This window comes from Sphingobium sp. HWE2-09, from assembly GCF_035989265.1.
In the GTDB taxonomy this organism is placed as follows: domain Bacteria; phylum Pseudomonadota; class Alphaproteobacteria; order Sphingomonadales; family Sphingomonadaceae; genus Sphingobium.
Genome location: NZ_JAYKZX010000003.1, coordinates 1,968,823 through 1,988,625 on the forward strand (window position 1 = coordinate 1,968,823; position 19,803 = coordinate 1,988,625).

General features: G+C 61.2%; 18 protein-coding genes. 9 read left to right on the plus strand and 9 right to left on the minus strand.

Annotation, left to right across the window (positions count from 1 at the left end):
- Positions 1–4: 4 nt before the first annotated feature.
- From U5A89_RS14990 to U5A89_RS15000, 3 genes are read right to left on the minus strand one after another with little or no spacing between them, the layout of a single operon-like run.
- Positions 5–1,408: an efflux transporter outer membrane subunit gene (locus U5A89_RS14990; protein WP_338161867.1), complete on the minus strand. Its 1,404-nt coding sequence runs from the start codon at positions 1,406–1,408 to the stop codon at positions 5–7.
- A complete protein-coding gene (locus U5A89_RS14995) occupies positions 1,405–2,583 on the minus strand; it encodes an HlyD family secretion protein (protein ID WP_338161868.1) in 1,179 nt (392 codons plus the stop codon). Before U5A89_RS14995 ends, U5A89_RS14990 begins: the two co-directional genes overlap by 4 nt.
- Positions 2,580–4,031 (minus strand): MFS transporter, encoded by a 1,452-nt coding sequence (locus tag U5A89_RS15000; protein ID WP_338161869.1) that lies wholly within the window; start codon positions 4,029–4,031, stop codon positions 2,580–2,582. The genes U5A89_RS14995 and U5A89_RS15000 overlap by 4 nt, the downstream gene beginning before the upstream one ends.
- Positions 4,032–4,436: 405 nt before the next feature.
- Between U5A89_RS15000 and U5A89_RS15005 the strand changes: the two genes are divergently transcribed.
- On the plus strand, positions 4,437–5,105 hold the full coding sequence (locus U5A89_RS15005) for a response regulator transcription factor (RefSeq protein ID WP_338161870.1): 669 nt from the start codon (positions 4,437–4,439) through the stop codon (positions 5,103–5,105).
- Here the strand turns inward: U5A89_RS15005 and U5A89_RS15010 are convergent.
- Together U5A89_RS15010 and U5A89_RS15015 are read right to left on the minus strand one after the other, a co-directional pair.
- The gene (locus U5A89_RS15010) at positions 5,102–5,482 is read right to left on the minus strand and encodes a response regulator (RefSeq protein WP_338161871.1); all 381 of its coding nucleotides are present in this window, start codon (positions 5,480–5,482) and stop codon (positions 5,102–5,104) included. The two genes, U5A89_RS15005 and U5A89_RS15010, sit on opposite strands and share 4 nt — an antisense overlap.
- Positions 5,483–5,559: 77 nt before the next feature.
- The gene (locus U5A89_RS15015) at positions 5,560–6,246 is read right to left on the minus strand and encodes a response regulator transcription factor (protein WP_338161872.1); all 687 of its coding nucleotides are present in this window, start codon (positions 6,244–6,246) and stop codon (positions 5,560–5,562) included.
- Positions 6,247–7,147: 901 nt separating this feature from the next.
- Between U5A89_RS15015 and U5A89_RS15020 the strand changes: the two genes are divergently transcribed.
- From U5A89_RS15020 to U5A89_RS15030, 3 genes are all read left to right on the plus strand, one after another.
- The gene (locus tag U5A89_RS15020) at positions 7,148–7,567 is read left to right on the plus strand and encodes a hypothetical protein (RefSeq protein WP_338161873.1); all 420 of its coding nucleotides are present in this window, start codon (positions 7,148–7,150) and stop codon (positions 7,565–7,567) included.
- 116 nt (positions 7,568–7,683) lie between these two features.
- Positions 7,684–9,015: a mechanosensitive ion channel family protein gene (locus U5A89_RS15025; RefSeq protein WP_338161874.1), complete on the plus strand. Its 1,332-nt coding sequence runs from the start codon at positions 7,684–7,686 to the stop codon at positions 9,013–9,015.
- 117 nt (positions 9,016–9,132) lie between these two features.
- Positions 9,133–10,259, plus strand: a protein-coding gene (locus U5A89_RS15030; protein WP_445190658.1) for an IS3 family transposase whose coding sequence is annotated in 2 segments (ribosomal slippage) — positions 9,133–9,373 and positions 9,373–10,259 — 1,128 coding nt in all. Because the reading frame shifts where the segments join, the coding sequence is not laid out codon by codon here.
- A gap of 269 nt (positions 10,260–10,528) precedes the next feature.
- Here the strand turns inward: U5A89_RS15030 and hmpA are convergent.
- Both hmpA and U5A89_RS15040 read right to left on the minus strand, forming a co-directional pair.
- Entirely contained in the window at positions 10,529–11,743 is a 1,215-nt protein-coding gene (gene hmpA, locus U5A89_RS15035) for an NO-inducible flavohemoprotein (protein WP_338161876.1), read from the minus strand.
- 155 nt (positions 11,744–11,898) lie between these two features.
- Positions 11,899–12,291, minus strand: a complete 393-nt coding sequence (locus U5A89_RS15040; RefSeq protein WP_338161877.1) for a group III truncated hemoglobin — start codon at positions 12,289–12,291, stop codon at positions 11,899–11,901.
- 167 nt (positions 12,292–12,458) lie between these two features.
- Here U5A89_RS15040 and U5A89_RS15045 point away from each other — a divergent pair, with 167 nt between their 5' ends.
- Complete coding sequence (locus tag U5A89_RS15045; protein ID WP_338161878.1) at positions 12,459–13,139, plus strand: alternative oxidase; 681 nt, start codon at positions 12,459–12,461, stop codon at positions 13,137–13,139.
- 99 nt (positions 13,140–13,238) lie between these two features.
- Entirely contained in the window at positions 13,239–13,724 is a 486-nt protein-coding gene (locus tag U5A89_RS15050; RefSeq protein ID WP_338161879.1) for an Rrf2 family transcriptional regulator, read from the plus strand.
- A 38-nt stretch (positions 13,725–13,762) separates the two neighbouring features.
- Here the strand turns inward: U5A89_RS15050 and U5A89_RS15055 are convergent, their stop codons facing one another.
- The gene (locus U5A89_RS15055) at positions 13,763–15,310 is read right to left on the minus strand and encodes a winged helix-turn-helix domain-containing protein (RefSeq protein ID WP_338161880.1); all 1,548 of its coding nucleotides are present in this window, start codon (positions 15,308–15,310) and stop codon (positions 13,763–13,765) included.
- Between the two features lie 438 nt (positions 15,311–15,748).
- On the opposite strand from U5A89_RS15055, the gene U5A89_RS15060 reads away from it, so the two are divergent.
- Positions 15,749–17,251, plus strand: a complete 1,503-nt coding sequence (locus U5A89_RS15060) for a PAS domain-containing sensor histidine kinase (protein ID WP_338161881.1) — start codon at positions 15,749–15,751, stop codon at positions 17,249–17,251.
- Positions 17,252–17,842: 591 nt separating this feature from the next.
- Here the strand turns inward: U5A89_RS15060 and U5A89_RS15065 are convergent.
- Positions 17,843–18,166 (minus strand): hypothetical protein, encoded by a 324-nt coding sequence (locus tag U5A89_RS15065; protein WP_338161882.1) that lies wholly within the window; start codon positions 18,164–18,166, stop codon positions 17,843–17,845.
- 241 nt (positions 18,167–18,407) lie between these two features.
- Between U5A89_RS15065 and U5A89_RS15070 the strand changes: the two genes are divergently transcribed.
- Positions 18,408–18,887, plus strand: a complete 480-nt coding sequence (locus U5A89_RS15070; protein WP_338161883.1) for a carboxymuconolactone decarboxylase family protein — start codon at positions 18,408–18,410, stop codon at positions 18,885–18,887.
- 85 nt (positions 18,888–18,972) lie between these two features.
- Complete coding sequence (locus U5A89_RS15075) at positions 18,973–19,602, plus strand: FMN-dependent NADH-azoreductase (RefSeq protein WP_338161884.1); 630 nt, start codon at positions 18,973–18,975, stop codon at positions 19,600–19,602.
- Positions 19,603–19,803: the final 201 nt, after the last annotated feature.

Here is a 19,803-nt window from a genome sequence, read left to right on the forward strand (position 1 = left end):
TGAGCTAGCGGAGCACCCCACCGCCGAGACTGCGGACTAGGGCGACATCGAGGATGAATCCCCGCGCCTGCAAGGCTGCCGCAAGGCGGCGGCGGACGAGAAGACGATCCTCCACGTTCAGAACAGACTGATAGTCGATCGCACCTTCCCGATAGCGCAACTGGGCCAGCCTGTAGGCTCGTTCGGTAGCCGCCATCGCCTGATCTGCACCGGCGACCTCGTCCACGAGACGTCGACTGCTCACCGCGACATCCGCTACCTCGCGCAGTGCCTGCGTCAGTGCGTCGTCGTACGCGGCTACGGAAGCGTCATATTCCGCCCGCGCGCCGCGGTAGTTGGCTCGACGCCTGCCGCCATCGAAGATCGGGAGGCTCACAGCAGGTCCGGCCGAGCCGATGTCGCTGCCGCTGTTCAGCAGGTTGCCGATGCCCAGAGCTTCGAAGCCTATGAGGCCGAGCAGGTTCACGTTCGGATAGAACTGCGCTCTGGCGACCCTGATGCGCCTGCCCGCTGCCTCCACCCGCCAGCGCGCCGCGACGACGTCGGGACGACGGCCGAGCAAGTCGGCCGAAAGATTCGCCGGAAGTCCGAAGGTCTTGAGCGCTGGTGCCGTCGGGCGCCGGATTGAAAGTCCCCGATCGGGCCCCGCGCCGAGAAGGGCCGCCATGCGATTGCGCGTCAGTCCGATTGCCTCGTCGGCCTGTGCGAGCTCCGACCGCGCGGCCGGAGGTCCGGCCTCGGCCTGCGCGAGATCAGCATCCGAGTCAAACCCATGCTGAACCCTCGCACGAACCAGATCGAGTGATCGCTGCCTGACGTTCAGGGTCTCCTCAAGGACGTCGCGATCCCTGTAGAGGCGAACGAGATCGGCATATGTTGCCGCAACGGAAGCGGAAACGACGAGCCGCGCGGCGGCGACATCCGCCCTTGCCGCCTCTGCATCGGAGGTAGCCGAGGCGACGGCCGCCCTGTTTTTGCCCCAGAAGTCGAGCTCCCAGGAAAAGCCGAGGGTTGCCCGGCCATAGTCCTGGTAGCCTTGGCGTTCCGGAGTCACCGGAATGCCAAGGTTCACGCTGGGCCTGCTGACGGTCAAAGAGCCATCCGCCGCGACCGAAGGCAGCAATGTCGCCTTTGCCGATCCCACCATGGCCTCCGCACGACGAAGTCTGGCAGCCGCCTGTGCCATCGTCGGCGCGTTCGTCAGTGCCTCTTCGATCAGCGCGCTTAGTTGAGCGTCGCCATAGGCTTGCCACCAGCTGTCCCCCGGCCAAGCGGTCCGCCCGGCCGAGAAGGATTCGGCGCTGGAGTAGGTTTCCGCTGGCCTGACCTCCGGTGCAGGCCCAAGATTGGGCGGAGTCACGCATCCGGCCAGCAAAGCTGCGGCTGCAAGGACGAGAAACCGCCTCATGACCGCTTCCCGCACTTGAACGAGCCTCCGACCAGCCAGGAGACAAGCCCGCCATGGGAGCGGCCATCCTCATGAGAGCCGATCTCGATCCGCGGCGTCACGGACATGCCTGTCGATAGGCGTTCCTGACCCGGCTGATCGGGGTCGAGAAGAATGCGAACCGTGAAGCGGCGGACGATCTTCGTGAAGTTGCCGGTGGCGTTGTCCGGGGGGATAACGGAGAATTCCGATCCGCTCGCGCCGAATGCTCCCTCGACGACGCCGCAGAACCTGACATCCGGCACCGCGTCCACACCGACCTGCACCCGATCGCCCGAGCGTATCCGCGCCAGCTGCGTTTCGCGCAGATTGGCCTCGATCCACAACCCACGGGTGGGGGTGATCGCAAGAAGGCGCGTGCCCGTGTTTACGAATTCGCCCAGGCGGATGTTGCGCGCCGCCACCCGCCCCTCACGAGGAGCGGTGATCTGTGTCCGGTCCAAATCCGCTCGCGCACGCAACAGTTTCGCACGGGCGCTCTGAATCTGGGCTTGCGCTGTCAGACGCTGCGCGCCGAGCACCCCCAGTTGCCGGCGAGCGACCTGCGCCTGCGCTTCCGTCTGCGCGACGGAAGATCGCGACCGCACATTTTCCGCTTCTGCCGCCTCGAAAAGCTGGCGGCTGACAGCTCCCTGCCCGACCAGAGCATCCGACCGCTTGAAATCAGCGCTGCTGCGTACGGCGCTTGCCTTCGCCGACGTGACATTGGCGTCCGCTGCACGTATCTGCGCATCCTGCAACTGCTCCTGGGCGCCTATTTGCCTAAGCGAGGCTTCGGCCTGCGCAATGGCAGCCTCGCCATCGGCAACCGCGGATCGGTAATCAGTGGGATCAATCCGGATTAGAATCTGGCCTGGCACCACCTTGGCATTGTTCTCGGTCAACACAGCAGTGACGTAGCCCGGAACCTTGGGCGAGATGAAAGTCACATCCCCCTTCACGTACGCATTGTCCGTCGTGACGAAGGCGACACTCCGGGGTCCGTAGGCGTAGAGACACGCAACCGCCCCAACGGCTGCTCCGCCGACCAGCAGAGCGGTGGCGACACGTCTGCCGGCGCTCCAAGCCTTCGGCGAGGCGGCTGCGCGCTCGCCCTCCGTGCCCGGCTCCGTGCGCGACATTGCGATATTGTTCATGCGGCTGTCCCTTTCGGTATGGAGTTCCTCTGTGGGGTCGGCACTTCGGCCGGAACTGCGGGCAATGCCCAGACGACCACCGCGCCCACTGCGAGCGAGATCGCCGAAATCAGGAAGGCGTCGGAGAAGGCGAGCGTGAAGGCCTGCCCTCCGGCAGCACGCCCCAGCGCTGCGATCGCCGAGGAGTGCGCCAGATCGCCGTCAGCGCTGAAGCGCGCGAAGGCGCCAGCGGATTGGACAAGGCGCTGCGTCGTCTCCGGTGACGTCGTGCTGAGGCTTTCCACCAAGGCTGCGGAGTGAAACTTCTCCCGCTCGACGACTAGGTGGGAAAGGATTCCGAGTCCGGAAACTATGCCGAACACACGGGTCAGGTTGAAGATGATGCCCACGGTCGGGCCGTCCTGCATGGTGACTTGGTAGGTCGCGAAGCGAAGAACCGCGACACTGAAGAAACCCATGCCGAAGCCAGCGACCGCAGCACCGGCGCGCAACTGATCGGCGGCCCATTCCGGCGTGATCGGAACACACAAGGCCGCTGCCGCAGAGAAGCTGGCCAGGCCGGCCGAAAGGAGCCACCTGCTGTCGAAGCGGCGGGCCCAGAAGTATGATGCGACTAGAGCAACGGCGGTTGTCGGTGCCATCGCCGACAAAACCGTACCCGTGTCCACGGGCCGATACCCCTGCAACCGGCCCAAGTAAGACGGCACGATGTAGACGGCGAACATCTGCCCGAACCGGAAGAAGAGGGATAGGATGATGCCCCACGTGAAGGTGGGCCGCCGAAATACCGCGAGAATGAGAAGTGGCTTGCCGGTGCGAAGCAACCCCAAGACAGCCGATACGATCACAATCGCTCCGCCAACCAGCAGAGCAGGCACCCACCATGCCTCCAACCAGAAATGCCTCTCGCCCTCCGATCCTGCTATGAGGACCATTCCCAAGCCGAGGAATAGAAGGATGAAGTTGGGCCAATCCGCTCCCGTCAACATCTCGATGCGGCCCTTCTCGCTTGTCATGACCTTCGTCGAAAGGGCCCAGTAGGGTAGGGCGAGCAATGCCTGTGCCCAGAAGAGGCTGCGCCACCCGAAAGTGTCGACAAGCGAGCCGCCCACTGTCGCGGCGATGCCGAAGAAGAGGGAAGTCGATGCGGCGAACAGCGCCATACCCTCGAAGCGTCCGCCGAGAGGGGCAAGCGTCGTCATGACTAAGAGCATGAACATCAGCGGCATGGCGCCGCCGAAGACGCCATGGAGGGTTCTTGCGAAAAGCATTATAGGCAGGTTCGGTGCAAGGGCGCACAGTATCGAGCTGAAGACAAATCCAGCGGCGACAACTGACATCGCCCTTCCCCGCCCAATACCGAACGCAAGCGCTGGCGTCGCGAGTATGCCTGCCACAGCACCGAGGTTCTGGAAGGTGTTTACCAATGCTCCGCTGTCCGCAGCCACGTCCAGCCCCCCGAAATGTCCGCCGCGCTGAACACGGCAACAAGTGGGAAGAGGGCTCCCAGCACGGCACCATATCCGGCGACGGCGAGCGCCGCGTAGGGAGGCTTCTGTTCGGCAGATGCGGACAATAGGATCTCCCATGGATGCTTGCGTTACATTGAGAGAATAACCTCGACCCATTCCTGCGATTATCGGGCTAATCGTCAGGTCTTTGATGCCAATGAGCGAGGAATGACCATCCCATGGTATCGCCTGCAGGCACGCAATTTCTCGGGCTGGTTCGGACAAGGGAAAAACTATGCGCTCCCCATCCCTTCGTATGATGGTGCCGCCATGCCGTATGGGCTATAATCTGCCCGACTATGCCCCAGGCCGGCTCGTTCACCGCCAGCACCGGAGAGAACGATGGAAGCACAACATGTTACGAGCGAGCCGATCGTCCAGATCGTCGATGACGACGAAGGCATTCGTGAAGCTCTTGAGGAGCTATTCCTTTCAGTGGGGCTGAAGGCGCAGAGCTATGCGACGGCGCCTGAATTCCTCGAAAAGGCGGACCCCGTCTCTCCTGGCTGCCTGCTGTGTGACGTGCGTCTGCCGCAACTTGGCGGTCTGGAACTGCAGGAACGGCTGCCCGCACACGGATTCCTCCTCCCTGTGGTCTTCATGAGCGGGTATGCCGACATTCCCATGGCGGTGCGTGGCCTGAAAGCAGGAGCCAAAGACTTCCTCCTGAAACCTCTTCGCGAGCAGGATGTCCTCGACGCTACGAACGTCGCGATAGAGTTCGATCGACATTCCAGATCGGCGGCGGTCGAAAGCGGTCAGGTCAGGTTGAGATTCGCCATGCTGACCGTGCGCGAAAAACAGGTGGCATCGCTCATTCTCTCCGGCAGAAAGAACCGCCAGGTCGCCGATGCCCTTTCGCTGAGCGAAATCACGGTCAAGATCCACCGCAGCAATGCCATGCACAAGCTGCAGGCCGGCAACGTGCAGGATCTCGTCCGAATGGACCGCCTCCTAGGCTTCGCCATCAGCGGCACGGACCAAACACAGTCCGAAGTACACGACACCTAGTCCTCAGCGGCGCGCTGCACGGCGAGATCGATCTGACACTTGAATTCATCCGCATCCAGCGGCTTGCGCAAGAACGCTGACGCTCCCGACCGAGACGCCCGGACCCGGTCTAGTTCGTCCTCGCTCGAGCTTACGAAGATGACGGGAAGGCCAGGGGCTATCGCAGCCACTCGACGGCCCAGCTCGTATCCGTCCATCCCCGGCATCCTGATGTCGGAAACCAGGCAGTCGAACCGCCTCTGGGCGAGCTTCGAAAGAAATTCCTGTCCTGACGAGAAGCGCGCGGTTTCGAAGTCGAGCACCTCAAGGAGTTCCGCGATCGCATCGCACATGCCCGCATCGTCGTCGACGACCGCAATCAATGGGATATGCTGCAAGCGGAGTTCCTTTAACGAGGAAACCAGACGTAGCCCCAATCGGGCATTTCGGCATGGTACGGAAGCCATACGCTAGTCTATGCCACTACGCCCTGACGGATCGAAACCGGGATATGGTCCCACATCCTCACGAGTTCCGCCACAGACCCCACCTCCATCTTCTTCATGACGCTGCCGCGATGCAGCTTGATGGTGACTTCCGTGACCCCGAGTTCGTAGGCAATCTGCTTGTTCAGGTAACCACCCACCAAGAGTTCAAGCACCTGGCGTTCGCGCGGCGAGAGAGTGTTGAACTTCGACGCGCTATCATGCGAGACTTTGTCCTTGGCGCGCCTCACGCGATCGACCTCGACCGCTGCGGCAACGGAATCGAGTAGATCCTGATCCCGCACGGGCTTGGTCTTGAAGTCGAATGCTCCGGCCTTGATGGCCCTAATGCTCATCGGCACGTCACCATGGCCGGTGAGGAATATGATCGGCATGAGATGTCCGCACTCGACAAGCTGCGCCTGGAGATCAAGCCCGCTGAGACCCGGCATGCGAACGTCGAGGATGAAGCAACCGGGTCGATCGGGGAGGTCGCTCTCGAGAAGCATCCTCGCATTTCCGAAGCTGATCGTCTCGATGTCGACGGACAGAAACAGTTCCTCGAGGGCTTCACGCAGGTTCCCACTGTCGTCGGCAATCACCACCAACGGTCGCTCGTCGACAATGACGGGCAGCCCCGGGATCGTGTGCTGAACAAGTGAACCTTCCTCGATCAAACGTATCTCTCCTCCCCGGAACGATAGCAGAGAGGCAGGAAGCGACCAAGGAAGAAGCCCCCTCATATCCTTTCGTATGATGCGGATCGGCCCCTCAACCTGAGGTCACGCGTCGGACTCTCTGATAGAACAGACGCTGACGATACCTACGTACACCGTGAATGCGGCGGGCATTACGACATCTCGGGCATCAATCAGGTGAACACGAACCGGATAATCGGGATGGGCCCGCCAATGTATGAAACGCTCTAGCAAGGAGCGCAGCATGGAAGAGCATTCGATAAGCCTGAACGCTAAAGAGTGGTCAGAGGTCTCTCGTGCGTTCGAGGAGTCTTCGCGACGGGCTCCCGCGCGCAGGCCCGCGCCGCGATCAGCCGCCGCTCTAATGGGCAGAGTGGCGTCGCTCGTGCTGGGGCCACGGCCTCCCGAGGAGCCGGACACCCCGAAGCGGCAAGTACTACGACGCTTCGTCGCAGCCACCCTCGCCCGGCAAGGGCTCGCCGAAGAGCATGTGCCTGCGCTCCTGTCGTTTGGATTGAACCGAAGGCAGGTCGAGGCTCTCGCCATGCTCCATGTTCCAAAACAGAGACCGCGCGTTCCTTTGGCAGTGCAACGATCCGACGCTGCGCCCCTATTCCAAAGAATGGGCCCGACTGGAGGCTCGTCTGATGGCGTCGGGTGATCAAGCGCGGGATCCTCGCCGCGTGGCAGCGGCACCATGTCACACAACATGCCGCTACATCGTCAAGACATCGACCTGATGAGGACTACAGCCATGCGCGCCCGACGCGATCCGTTCACAGCAGACCTTGTGGCAACTGACTTATTGGGGAGGCGTCGGGACTTCGATCGTGCCCTCCCGCAACTCCGACGTTTTGCCTCGCGCCTGCTACCTTCCACCATGGAGACCGAAGAGGTGATATCAAGGGTCCGCGATGCGTGGGAAATGACGCAGGGTTCCTTCGACGCGCCGCTAAGGCATCTTCTGCGGCTCGTCGCACAGGCCTGCATCGAGCGGCAACGCGAGATCGCCCGCATCGAGCCAGGTGGCGCAGACGAAGATCCGGCTGTCGTGGCAATCGCCGATGCGGCTGAAGTGTCGCTACTGATCGCGCTCAACCGATTGCCTCGGAGAGCCCGCGAGGCCTTCGTGGCCTCCGTACTCGGCCGGGCGACACCTTCCGTGCAGGCTGACGCGGACCTCGCCTCGCAAGAGATGCGGTCAGCTCGCCCCCATTTCGAGAACTTGACCCCCACCCTTCTTTTGACAGTGGTCGAGACCGACAAGAGTGAAACGCTCGACGACGCAGAAGCTAGGTAGGCATGTCTACATCGACATCGCTTGCGCTGATAGGCGCAGCCATCGGCGCTGCGGCGCTTCTAGCCGCCTGTTTGAGGCGCGCCGGAGCGCGGTGGCGGGCCGGTGCCGCCGGAGCAATGCTCACGGCGCTCAGCATAGTCTATCTGACAGACGGAGGTACGCCGTTCCTATCGCCGACAGGCGAGGTGTCGCGACATGGAGCCGCAGACCAAATCCTGGCTGGGTTCTGGTGGATCCTGGCCGCGATCGGCCTTTCGTTCCTGCTGCAATACACGCTGGGCCACGATGGCCGCTCCCGACAGAGCCGTCTTCTCTCCGATCTCCTATCGGCCGCCGTCTACCTTGGCGCGCTCCTCGCTGTGATGAGCTTCGTCCTCAGGCTGCCACTGTCTGGATTGGTCGCGACCTCGGGCATTGTGGCGGTCGTACTCGGCCTAGCGCTCCAAAGCACCCTTGCGGACCTCTTCTCCGGAATTGCCGTCGGCGTGGAGCAGCCGTTCCGTCTCGGAGACCGCATAAACGTCGATGGCGGCGTCGAAGGCACGGTATCGCAAATAAACTGGCGCTCGATCCGGATCTCCACCGACGACAACGACGTCGCGATCATTCCGAACAGCACCATCGCCAAAGCGCGCATCATCAACCAAAGCTACCCGTCGTGCCGTCGGGGCATGCAGTTCGAGATCGCCGTGAGCGCCCATGGCGATCCCGAACGCGCGATCGCATTGATCACTCACGGACTGCTCCTGACACGCTCGGTGAGCGAGACCCCGAAGCCCTCGGTCGGTCTCCTTCGTCTATCACCGCGAAGCAACGTCTACGGCGTGCACGCCCTCGTCGATGACATGAGAACGCTCGGACGGACGAAGAGCGAAGCACTTCAGCACATCAGATCGCGTCTTCTGCAAGCCGGTCTTCTACTCCGCGATCCGCTTCCGCCGACCGTGGAGGTCCGAGACCCCATTGCCTCCCTGTCACTGTTCGCAAGCTTGACTGCGGATCAGATCAGCACCCTGCGCGAATGTGCCGAACTTCGTCACCTACCTACCGGGACGCCTCTGTTCGAGCAGGGGGACATCGATACCAACCTGTACGTCCTAACCGATGGGGTGCTGGAGATCAGCCGAAAAGACGAAGCCGGGCGGATTGAGGTCGGCGGCCGTATCGGAGGGGGTGACTACATCGGAGAGATCGGGCTCATGACGGGAGCCGCCAAGCAGGTCTCGGCGATTGCCAAGACGCATTCCAACGTGCTGGTTATTGGGAAAGCGGCGCTGGATCCGCTGATTGAGTCGCTGCCCAAGCTGGGGGAGGCCTTCAAGGCGTCGGTCCAGAGAGGGTATGTCCTGCTTGAACATGGTCGGGTGGTTCAACCTGTCGAATATACGCACGGGTTGACCGACATCCTTCCCCGGCTCCGCGCGTTCTTCCATCCAACCAATCCTTAGGCCAGGCAAGGCTACCGTGCTGATGCGCGTCACGGAGATGCAAGACGCGATCTGGACTTGTAACGGTTTTGTGCCGGTGACCTGAGCGATTAGAGCTCGCAACAGGAGACCGACGATATGATCAAACATAGCGAAGAGTTTAAGCAGGAGGCGGTTCGTATAGCGCTGACCAGCGGGTTGCCGCGCGACCGAGTTGCATCTGATTTGGGGATAGGGAAATCGACGCTCGGCAAATGGGTGTCGCAGTATCGGCCCAGTGATCTGGTTTCAGCGCCGCAGGTAGATCTGGCACGTGAGAATGAACGGCTTCGCCTAGAGAATCGTGTGCTCCGGGAGGAGAGGGAAATCCTAAAAAAGGCCACGCAGTTCTTCGCGAGCCAAAAGCCGTGAAGTTCGCTTTTGTGCATAGCTGGCGGCATCGCTGGTCTGTTGAGTTGCTCTGCCGTGTCATGCTTGTCAGTGAGCGCGGATATCGTTCCTGGCGCTCGCGACCGGTCAGTCGGCGGGAGCGGACGGACATGAAAGTGCTGGCCCATATCCGGGAACAATACAGCCTTAGCCTCGGCAGCTATGGTCGTCCGAGGATGACTATGGAGTTGAAGGAGGTTGGGCTCGACGTTGGCGAGCGCCGGGTCGGGCGGCTGATGAAGATCAACGGGATCAAGCCGGTCCGCACGCGCAAGCACAAGGTTACGACGGATAGCGAACATCGCCTGGGTGTCGCGGCGAACTGGCTGGACGGGGATTTTGCCGCCGATGCGCCCAACCGTAAATGGGCAGGCGACATCACCTATATCTGGACGTCGGAGGGCTGGCTCTACCTTGCCGTTATTCTTGACCTGCATAGCCGTCGCGTCGTGGGTTGGGCTGTCAGCGACAGGATGAAAAAGGATCTGGCGATCAGGGCCCTAGATATGGCGGTGCGCCTGCGTCAGCCTCCGGAAGGCTGCCTTTTCCATTCGGATCGCGGCAGCCAGTATTGTTCTTACGATTATCAAAAGAAACTGCAGGCCTATGGCCTACAGCCATCGATGAGCGGCAAGGGTAATTGCTATGATAATGCATCTGTCGAGACGTTCTTCAAATCCTTGAAGGCGGAACTCATCTGGCGGCAGAACTGGCAAACGCGGCGTCAGGCGGAAGCTGCCATCTTCCAGTACATCAACGGGTTCTACAACACCCGCCGCCGACACTCATATCTGGGCGGCGTCAGCCCGCTCGCGTTCGAAGCCAAGGTGGCATAATAAGATAGGTCACCGGCGCAAAACCGTTACAAGTCCAAACGCCGTCACAAACGATGCAGCAGTTCGCCCGTCGCCCTTACGATGAAAGCATCCCTATCGACGGTATCGAGAACCTCCCCCGTGCACAGCCGCCATTGGCGCCTGCCTATGACCCACCGGGGTCCGCGGTGTCCCCGCCACCGATCCGACAGGCGGAACTCGATCGCGCTTAGCCAGGTGCCGTCATCACCGACAACCCGCACGCTATCGAGTTCCTCATCCTGCATCGCCTATGCCGCCATGAGTTCGTCGGCGGGTCCGAAGAACTCGTAGTGGATGCGATCGGAAGGCACGCCTGCCAGTGCCAGTTCGGCGACGAATGCGCGGAGGAACGGCTTAGGCCCGCATAGGAACACGTCCGCCTGCGTCAGTGGCGTGTTCTCGCGAAGCCAATCGATGGAAATGAAACCCTCGCCCTGGTGGGACTCCCCAAGGACATCGCATTGCTGGGGCGCACTGTAGAACGTCGAGACATGGAGGTTCTGGCAACCCTTGGCCAGTTCACGCACCTCGCGGTCCAGAGCATGGGTGTCGCTGTTCACCGTGCCGTGGACATAATGCGCATCGACGTGGGGATGATCTTGGACGATCGCCTCCGCCATGCTGACCATCGGCGTTAGGCCAACGCCGCCGGACAGTAGAACGACTGGTCGCTGCGGGGCATCGGAAAGGAAGAAGTCGCCCGCCGGCGGAGTTGATTCCAGGACATCGCCTTCCTCGATGGAATCGTGGAGGAAGCGCGAACCGCCCTGGCCGTTCTCCTCCCTCTTGACCGATATGCGGTAGTGGTCATCATTGGGTCCGCAGGAGATGGAGTAGTTGCGCTTGAGGTCCGGCGAGCCGTCTGGCTTCAAGCGGAAGGTGAGGTATTGCCCGGGCTTGTGACGCAGCACGGGCCCACCATCCTCTGGACGCAGAACGAATGAGGTGATGACACTGCTCTCGCGGATCTTCTCGGCTACAACGAAGCGGCGCCAGCCGGTCCAGCCCCCTTCAGACGCCATTATCTCGTCCCTAAGGACCACCTCCCTCGCCTTCAGGATATTCGCGAGGAACCAATAGGCCTCGCCCCAAGCAGCGAGTATCTCGTCCGATGCCGCATCACCGAGCACTTCTTTGATCGCCGCGAGCAATGCATTGGCGACGTAAGGATAGTGCTCGGGAAGGATATGATAGCCGACATGCTTGTAAGCGATGCGCTCCACGACCGGAACAAGCACGCCTAAGTTCTCGATATTCTGGGCATAGGCCAAAATGGCCGCCGCAAGCGCATGGACCTGAGCACCGCTCTCCCCCTGGTTGGCATGGTTGAAGAGGGCCTTGATGTGTTCGTCCTGAAAAAGGCGAGCGTACATCGCAGTCGTGATGGCGGTGCCGTGCTCGGCGAGCGCGGGAACGGTGGCCTTGACGATGGCGATGGTGGCGGCGGAAAGCGGTTCGGTCATCTCAGTCTCCTTCATGGATGATCACCCGCGCGGAAGGCGCAGGCGCAGTGGACGAGTTTCCAGGATTCCGGTCGTGAAAGAGACCGGACCGTGGGATAGGTTAGAGCTGCCGGGGAATAGGTGGATCCGACAGAACTCGCGACGCGATGAAGTCGTCAGGTGGCGGCCGTGGTCGGAGATCGCCTGTATCTCATGGCGAGCTGGAAGCTCTCGGCGATGCGCCCCGCCTTGGCCTGCACAGCGGCAGCGCCCGGAGGCGGCAGCATCTCCTCAGCTGTCTCCCGCCAAAGTTCCAGCCATCGGGCAAACCGATCCGGCGTCATGGCATCGGCATGCAGGAGGTGGAGAGCAAGCGGACTTCCCTTGTACCGCCCGCTCGTCAGCATGATCGAGGACCAGAAGTCGGTGAGCCTCGCATGGTGGTCCTCCCAATCGCTGACATGGGCATCGAACACAGGAGCAAGGAGCGGATCGCTACGCACTCGACGATAGAATGCCAGGACCAGCGGTCGTATCATCGCCTCATCAATAAACGGGGGATGCGCCATTGAGCGACTCCATTAAGGTGCTATTTGACTGCACCTATCTTCAATCTAAAAAGGTGTAAGTCAACTGCATCTTTTCTGTTGCACCATTTCCTTTAAAGGGGCATACGAATTACACCTTTAGCGACTCGCCCTTCCGACGGGCCGCGCAGCAAAGGGAGGAAATCGAGATGTACGAGAAAATCGCCGTTAGCATCGAACACCGCAAACCCGAGGATTTCGGAGATCGCGTCGCCTGGGGCTTCACCAAGACCCTGCGCTTCTTCGCGGACTTGATCTTCCAGCAGAGGCATACCCACCGCGCCATTGTGATCGAGACGGTCGCTGCGGTCCCCGGCATGGTAGGTGCCACCTTGACCCATCTGAAGTGCCTTCGCCGGATGGTCGATGACAACGGGTGGATCCGCACGTTGATGGAGGAAGCCGAGAACGAGCGGATGCACCTCATGACCTTCATCAAGGTCGCGCAGCCGAACATGTTGGAGCGGCTCCTCATCCTTCTCGTCCAGTGGGGATTCTACTGTGCCTTCTTCGGCATCTACCTTGCCGCTCCGCGTATTGCCCATCGCGTCGTCGGCTACTTCGAGGAAGAGGCCGTCATCAGCTACACCCACTTCCTGCAGGCCATCGACGCCGGTGAGATCGCCGATCGCCCCGCCCCTGCCCTTGCCATCCACTATTGGAAGCTGCCAGCCGATGCCACGCTGCGGGACGTCGTGCTTGTCGTCCGCGCCGACGAAGCGCATCATCGGGACGTCAATCATGGCTTCGCGGATGAGCTGGGTGGCCAGGAAGCTCGCGATGTCGCCCCTTATCCCGAACATGCTGAAGAACTACACGTTGCAGCCTGAATTCGGTCACTCTCCGACCATGCCTCCTGCGGTCCGGCTTGAGCCGGGCCGCTTTGTGCGTCATGCCCTCGCGATGCCTTCGAACGACGGAATTGCCCCATGCAGCTAACCCGCTACACCGACTACGCCATGCGTGTCCTTCTACATGTGGGCGCACGCGACGAGGGAGACCTGTCTTCGATCCAGGAGATCGCAGACGTGTACGGCGTGTCCAAGGATCACCTCAAGAAGGTCGCTCAGAATCTAGGTCAGGCCGGGCTTCTCATAACCGTGCGTGGCAGAAATGGCGGACTGCGGCTGGGCCGGCCGGCCAGTGACATCACCATTGGACAAATCGTCCGCCACACCGAGAGCGGCTTCAACTTGGTCGATTGCAGTTCCTGCATCATCGCTACGGCCTGTACCCTTCCCCAAATCCTGAACGAAGCTACGCGGGCCTTCCTCGAAGTGCTGGACAAGTACACCCTCGATGACGTTCTCAAGCGCCGAACGGACCTTCGCGGGTTGTTCGATCGATCCGCTCCACTGAAGGACGTGATCCAGTCCGTGGCCGAGGAAGACGACAATTCCAACAGCCCGAATTAACCCGGGTCAACCACCCGAATGAAATCGTCTGCAACTCCCTAGCTGGGCAGCCCCGCTCCCCGCAGACCGTCCGCGAACAATTGAAGATCCTCCTTCTTACGGAGATGGACCCAGTTGCGGACGCTCGAAACCCGAAGCGCCGGATTATGGCGCCGAAGCAGTCGCATCGCTCGTTCCGCATCGGAGAGCCGGCCGCCAACCAGATTGCTCGCGGCATTCAATGCCATGGCGCGGGGATTGTGCGGATCCAGAAGGAAGGCCGTCTGGGAAGATTGGGATGCCTCGTCGCTCTGTGACCCAAGGAGTTGGGCAAGACTCGTGAGGATCGCGATGTCCGCCATCTCGGCTTCGGTAGGATTTTCCCGGGATGCTCTGGCGATCCTCGCCAGCGCTTCCGCACGCCGACCTGCTGAAAGAAGCTGCCCACCGCTGAGAGCCCAAGCGAACGCGCATCCCGGTCCCACACGAAGCGCCTTGTCCATGTAGGCGCCGCAGATCTCGAGATCCTCTCCGAAATGGCCGAGGGCATAGCTGCCTCTAGTCAGTGCGACGGGGTCGTCGTCACTGTTAGTCACCGCGGCCTGTGCCAGGCGCGCACCCTCCGCACTCTCGCGATCGACGTCGTCCATCCAGAGCGCCTGCTTCTTCATCACCAGCGACCAGGCAGCTGCCGCATAAGCGGGACCGAAATCCGGATTGAGCTCGACCGATCTGTGGAACGCCGCCACCGCGCGCTCAAGTTCGACGCGTCCCTTCCGAGCCATCAACGACTGTCCCAGAATGAAATGATCGTAGTAGTTCAGCCTCTCCGGGTCTTTCTGAAGAACGCGATCCACCTCCGTCCTTTTCAGACAATCCACGAGAGCGGCAACGACACACCTCGATATCCTTTCCTGCGCATCGATCTGGTCCCCATCGTCGACATCGATGCAGCCGGTCCAGAGGCAGATTCCACCTGAAGTGCCAAGTCGCATGGAAACGCGCCTGCGACCGTTTGAAGAGCGAACGCTGCAATCGAGCCGGTAGTCGCTGCGCACACCCGAGGCCATCGGATCGACAAGGCGTGCCCCGTCAGCCACCACCCCGATCAGAGGCATGCGCGCGAGGCCCACCAGCAGCTCATCATGCAGTCCGTCGGCGAAGTGCGCGTCCGAACGGTCCATCGAATGCGACAGCACGGGTGTCACGACCAGTAGAGGCAGAGGCCTGGAGACACTTCGATCCAAAGCGTCGTCAGGCTTCAGGACCAGCGTCCGCACGGTGGACGCCGACCGGCCCTGCTCCCTCACCGCCGCGATGAACCTAAACCCCCTCCGCGCTTTGGTCCTCACAAATCGCTGCTGCGTTCCATCGTCACCGATCGCCTTGCGGACGGCGTTCACGTGACTCGCAAGCGTGGAGTCGGAAACAATCCGACCGTTCCAGACTTCCGCCACCATGAAGTCCTTACTCACGATCCTGTCGTGATGCGCGACGAGGAGGTATAGGAGGTCGAACACCTTCGGTGCGAGCGTCACCGGTACGCCAGCCCGCTGAAGCTCTCGCAGGTCGGGATCAAGCGAGAAGTCCTCAAATAGCAGCTTCATCCCACACCTCCGATATCAAGCCGATGCGGCAAAGCCGTTACGCCTTCGCACCGATTGCAGATGGCCGCGATGCAGTCATGACGCAAGGGGCCCGGGAAAAGTCCGACCGTCCCGTCGCGCCAGTCCGATCTGGCGCCAGCTGGGAGAGAAAGACAAGAGAAAAACAAGATGCTCGCAAGGACGTTCTGGCGGCAGGGCATTAAGGTTGGTTTTGGACCTACTTCGGTCCGTTACAAGCCCGAAAGGTGAGGCCGAATGTCTATGTCAGGGGCGTCGGCCAGCGACGACCCACATTTTCTGGAACGCACCGGACGGCATCCACAGGACGTTGCCAATTTCATCCGGTTGATGGACGACCTCGTCCCCACCGTCACGATAAGTCATTGCTGGACCGACACATGCGGGTCTCTAAGCTACTCCGGATGGCGGATAGGGCACTTGAACGAACATGCGCTCGTGATGTTCGGCGCCCAAAGTGACGATGAGCTCAAAGGGGAGCCACTCGAGCGACTGGTCGCGATGGAGGATGCCCGGATGGTGACATCGATCATCAAGGCCACCCTGGCTGGAACATGCAAGGCGCCTGTCCAGGTGACAGTGCGGACAATGGCAGGTGACACCTTCCCTGTCCGGATGACAGCTTGCGACGCCGGTGCAGGCGGAATCCGGCTCGTGCTGGCCACGCTCGAGCAGCCCCGTGACACCCGCAGCCGCCTACGGGCGAGCGAAGGAAGATATCGGCAGCTCTTCAACCAGATGCCTATCGCGCTCATGCGCATCGATGCGTTCGGTACGCTCAGCATATTCGAAAAGCCGCGGCGTGAGGGCGTGACGGACCTCGCCACGTACTTGGACGCGCATCCCTACGAGGTCGAACGCGCGCTCGACCTGGTCAGGATCGCCGAGGCGAACGACTACGCCGAATCCCTCTTCGGGACCGGTGATCCGCGCTCCATGCTCACAAGCGTGCGCGCCTATTGGGAGGCCCGGCCGGATACCTTCCGCCGCATGCTCTGCGCGCGATATTCGGGCAGGCGGTTCATCGTCGAGAAGACGGTCGTCTGCGGACTTTCTGGACAGCGGGTGCCCGTGTTCCTGTCGCAGGCCTTCCCGCCAAGAAGCCAGCCACAGGGCAACAGCCTGCTCGGCATGATAGACATTAGCGCACAGATCGAGGCAGAAGCGGAGCTGCAGCGCATGCGAGCGCGCCTTGCCAATTCGACCCGCGCCTCGGTCACCAGCGAACTTGCAGCCTCGATCGCGCACGAGGTCAGTCAGCCTCTATCGTCGATCGTCGTAAACGGTGGCACCGCACTTCGTTGGCTCGACAAGTCGCCGCCGGACCTAGAACGCGCGATCTCGAGATTGAAAAGCGTGATTGCTCACGCCGAACGGGCGATCGATGTCGTCAACGGCTTGCGGGACCTCTCTTCAGGTGTCTCCATCGAGCATGTTCCGCTGGACTTGAACGAGCTCGTTGCGGGTGCCCTCACCCTTGTCGAGGACGAAGCGAAGGCGAAGGGGATCGAGCTTCAAGCCGAACTATCCCGGCCACTGCCAGCAGTCGAAGGCATTCACGTCCAACTGACTCAGGTGATCGTGAACATACTTATGAATGCGATCCAGGCCATCGATCAGGGGAACGTCGAGCGGCGAGCGGTTCACGTTCAAACCTCCCCTGCGATGGACGGAAACGTCGAAGTCCGCATCGTGGATACCGGACCCGGCATCTCGGAGGATCGGCACAGCCGAATCTTCGATAGTTTTTTCACGACCAAGCAATCCGGGATCGGCATGGGACTTGCGATATGCCGATCCATAGTGGAATCCCATGGAGGATCGATCGGCGTAGGGCGGGCAATCAGTGGAGGTGCCCAGCTGACCGTGCGACTTCCCGCGATAGTGGTCGGTGAGAACGCCAGCCCTTCGCAGCTCAAGTGATGAACGATGCGCCGCAGACGTGGCCATCGGTATAATCAACCTCAGTTCGATTGGCGTTCCAGGAAGGCGATGATCTCCGCCCGGTCAAGCGGGTCGGTCAGTCCGACGAACTGCATGCTGGTTCCAGGTTTCAGCTTCCGGGGACTTTCGAGTCATCGGTCCAGCGTCGTTGCATCCCACCGCCCTCCTTTTTCCTTCAGGGCAGCGGTATAGGCGAAACGGGCGCTGTTCGAACCCATCGGGCGCCCATACACAACATAGAGATTGGGACCACCGGCATCGGGCGCTCCGATGGTCGATCTGTGACAAGCAGCACATACTCCGAACTTTCGAGCCCCCACATCGGGATCCGCAACCTTGAGGAGCGTCTCGACAGAGGGATTGGCTCCTGCGGTCGCCAGACGCTCTTCCCACCGCTCTTCCGTGCAGGCGGATTCGCAGAACAGCAGCGCTGCAGCCGAAATCAGGGAAAGGGGGAGCGCATGTCGGACAAGATCCTATGATGCAGAGCCTGTAGAAGCTGGCGGGCCGACGAGTCAGCGGACAGACGAGTCAGCGGACCGATTGTCCGCCTAGCAGCGGGAGCCGACTTCAACCCATCCTTATGAAAGTACTTTCCGCCTTCTCCTTCGTACCGACCGTGCGCTTCACCGCCTCAGCGATCTCCTCTTCGATCGCCTTGCGCGTGTCTGCGTCAAGCGCGTTATAGCCCTTCTCATCTATGCCATGCTTCTTCAGAACAGCATCGCGCGCGCGCTCGGCTGGCGTTTTCGCGGCAGCTTCCTTGAGATCCTCGATCGCGCGGCTCAGATTGGGATCCGACTGAACCTCGCCACTCTGCTTTCCGCCACTGGGGCCGGTATAGCCCGCGGGATACGCGAAGTTCTGCAATCCACTGCCAATCTTGATGGTCATCGAGCTCGCTCCACATTTATCCGTGCCCTGCCTCCAAAGATGCAGGTGCACCGGATCAGAAATCCCCGGAGGTACCTGCGGAAGCCTAGGTTCGTCGGTATCCGGTGGAGATGCTAGCGTTAATCCCCATCCGGGTATTAGGCCCTTATCGGCATCAATCACATGGCATTCACCTACCTAATCGTATGAATTACGCGTCCGTATCTCCGCGCTACCACCGAACAGGAAGGAGTACGGAGAAATGTCCCAGCGTATCGATCACCTCAAGCAGGTTCCCGCCCTTACGCAGAAGCTGATGGATCTGACCTTTGCCACGAAGAAGGGCACCGTGGAGGAAGCTATCCTCGGCCTTGTCGAGATGCGAGCTTCGCAGCTGAACGGTTGCGCCTTCTGTCTCGACATGCACATCAAGCAGGCGAAGATCCACGGCGAACGCGAACTGCGCATCCACCACATCGCGATCTGGCGCGAGTCCACGCTTTTCAGCGATCGGGAGCGCGCCGCACTCGAATGGACCGAGGCGCTCACCAAGCTGTCACCCCATGGCGTACCCGACGAGATCTACAACACCGTCCGCGCGCAGTTCTCCGAGGAGGAGACGGTGTACCTGACCTACATGGTCATGGTGATCAACGCCTGGAACCGCGCATCCATTGCGTTCCAGTCCGTCCCCGGCTCCCAGGACAAGGCGTTCGGCCTCGACAAGGCGAACCTAACCTGACCGGAACCGCCGGACGACAAAGGGGGGATCGTCGCGCGTGCGAACCGCCGGCGATCTCCCGGTCTAGACACGAAGTGGAATACAGATGCCATCCATCCTTCTCGTCACCGCAAGCCCGTACGGGCGCGCCTCGCGTGGCGCCATCCTGGCAATGCAGGCGGTGGAAAACCTCAGGCAGAGGCACCCATCGCTGGACGTCGTCGAAAGAGACCTTTCCGCGCTCGCCGATGCCACCATCCACTCCGTCTATGCCGACGCGATCGTGGGCGGCCATTCACATGACGAAGAGGTGTTTACGCTATCCGAGCAGTTGATCCGGGAACTCGAGGAAGCCGCCTTCGTCGTCGTCGCGACACCCATGCACAACTACACCGTCCCGGCATCGTTGAAGATGTGGATCGACTTCGTGCTCCGCTATGGACGGACGTTCGCCACCGTCGACGGCATCAAGAAGGGCTTTCTGTCAGACCGCCCGACACTGGTGGTGGTGACCGCCGGGGGCATCGTTTCGGGAACGGGCAAGTTTCAGCCCGATCATCTTACCGGGTATCTTCGCGATGTCCTTGCGACGATCGGCATCGACGATCTTAAATTCATCTATCTTGACGGTCTCGCCAGCCCGGTGCGGGCAGAGGAGGTCGCCATCGAAGGGGGCGATGCCATCGCTCGCGACGCGGTGTTCGGACGCGACGAGACAACCCATTCACATGCATGATGGAGATCGCCCGTTTCGCATCGCCGCGAAGTTCGTCTCCATCCCTATACTCATGGATGATCACCGCTGGCACCTGGTCTGATGGCCCCCAACACCAGCGAAGGCCATTCTGAGCATGCTCGAAACACCCCCATTTCGAGCGTTCCACGGTGCCATCGCCCTGCGGCACCTGTGGCCAAGGACGGGCCGGCGATTGCGTCC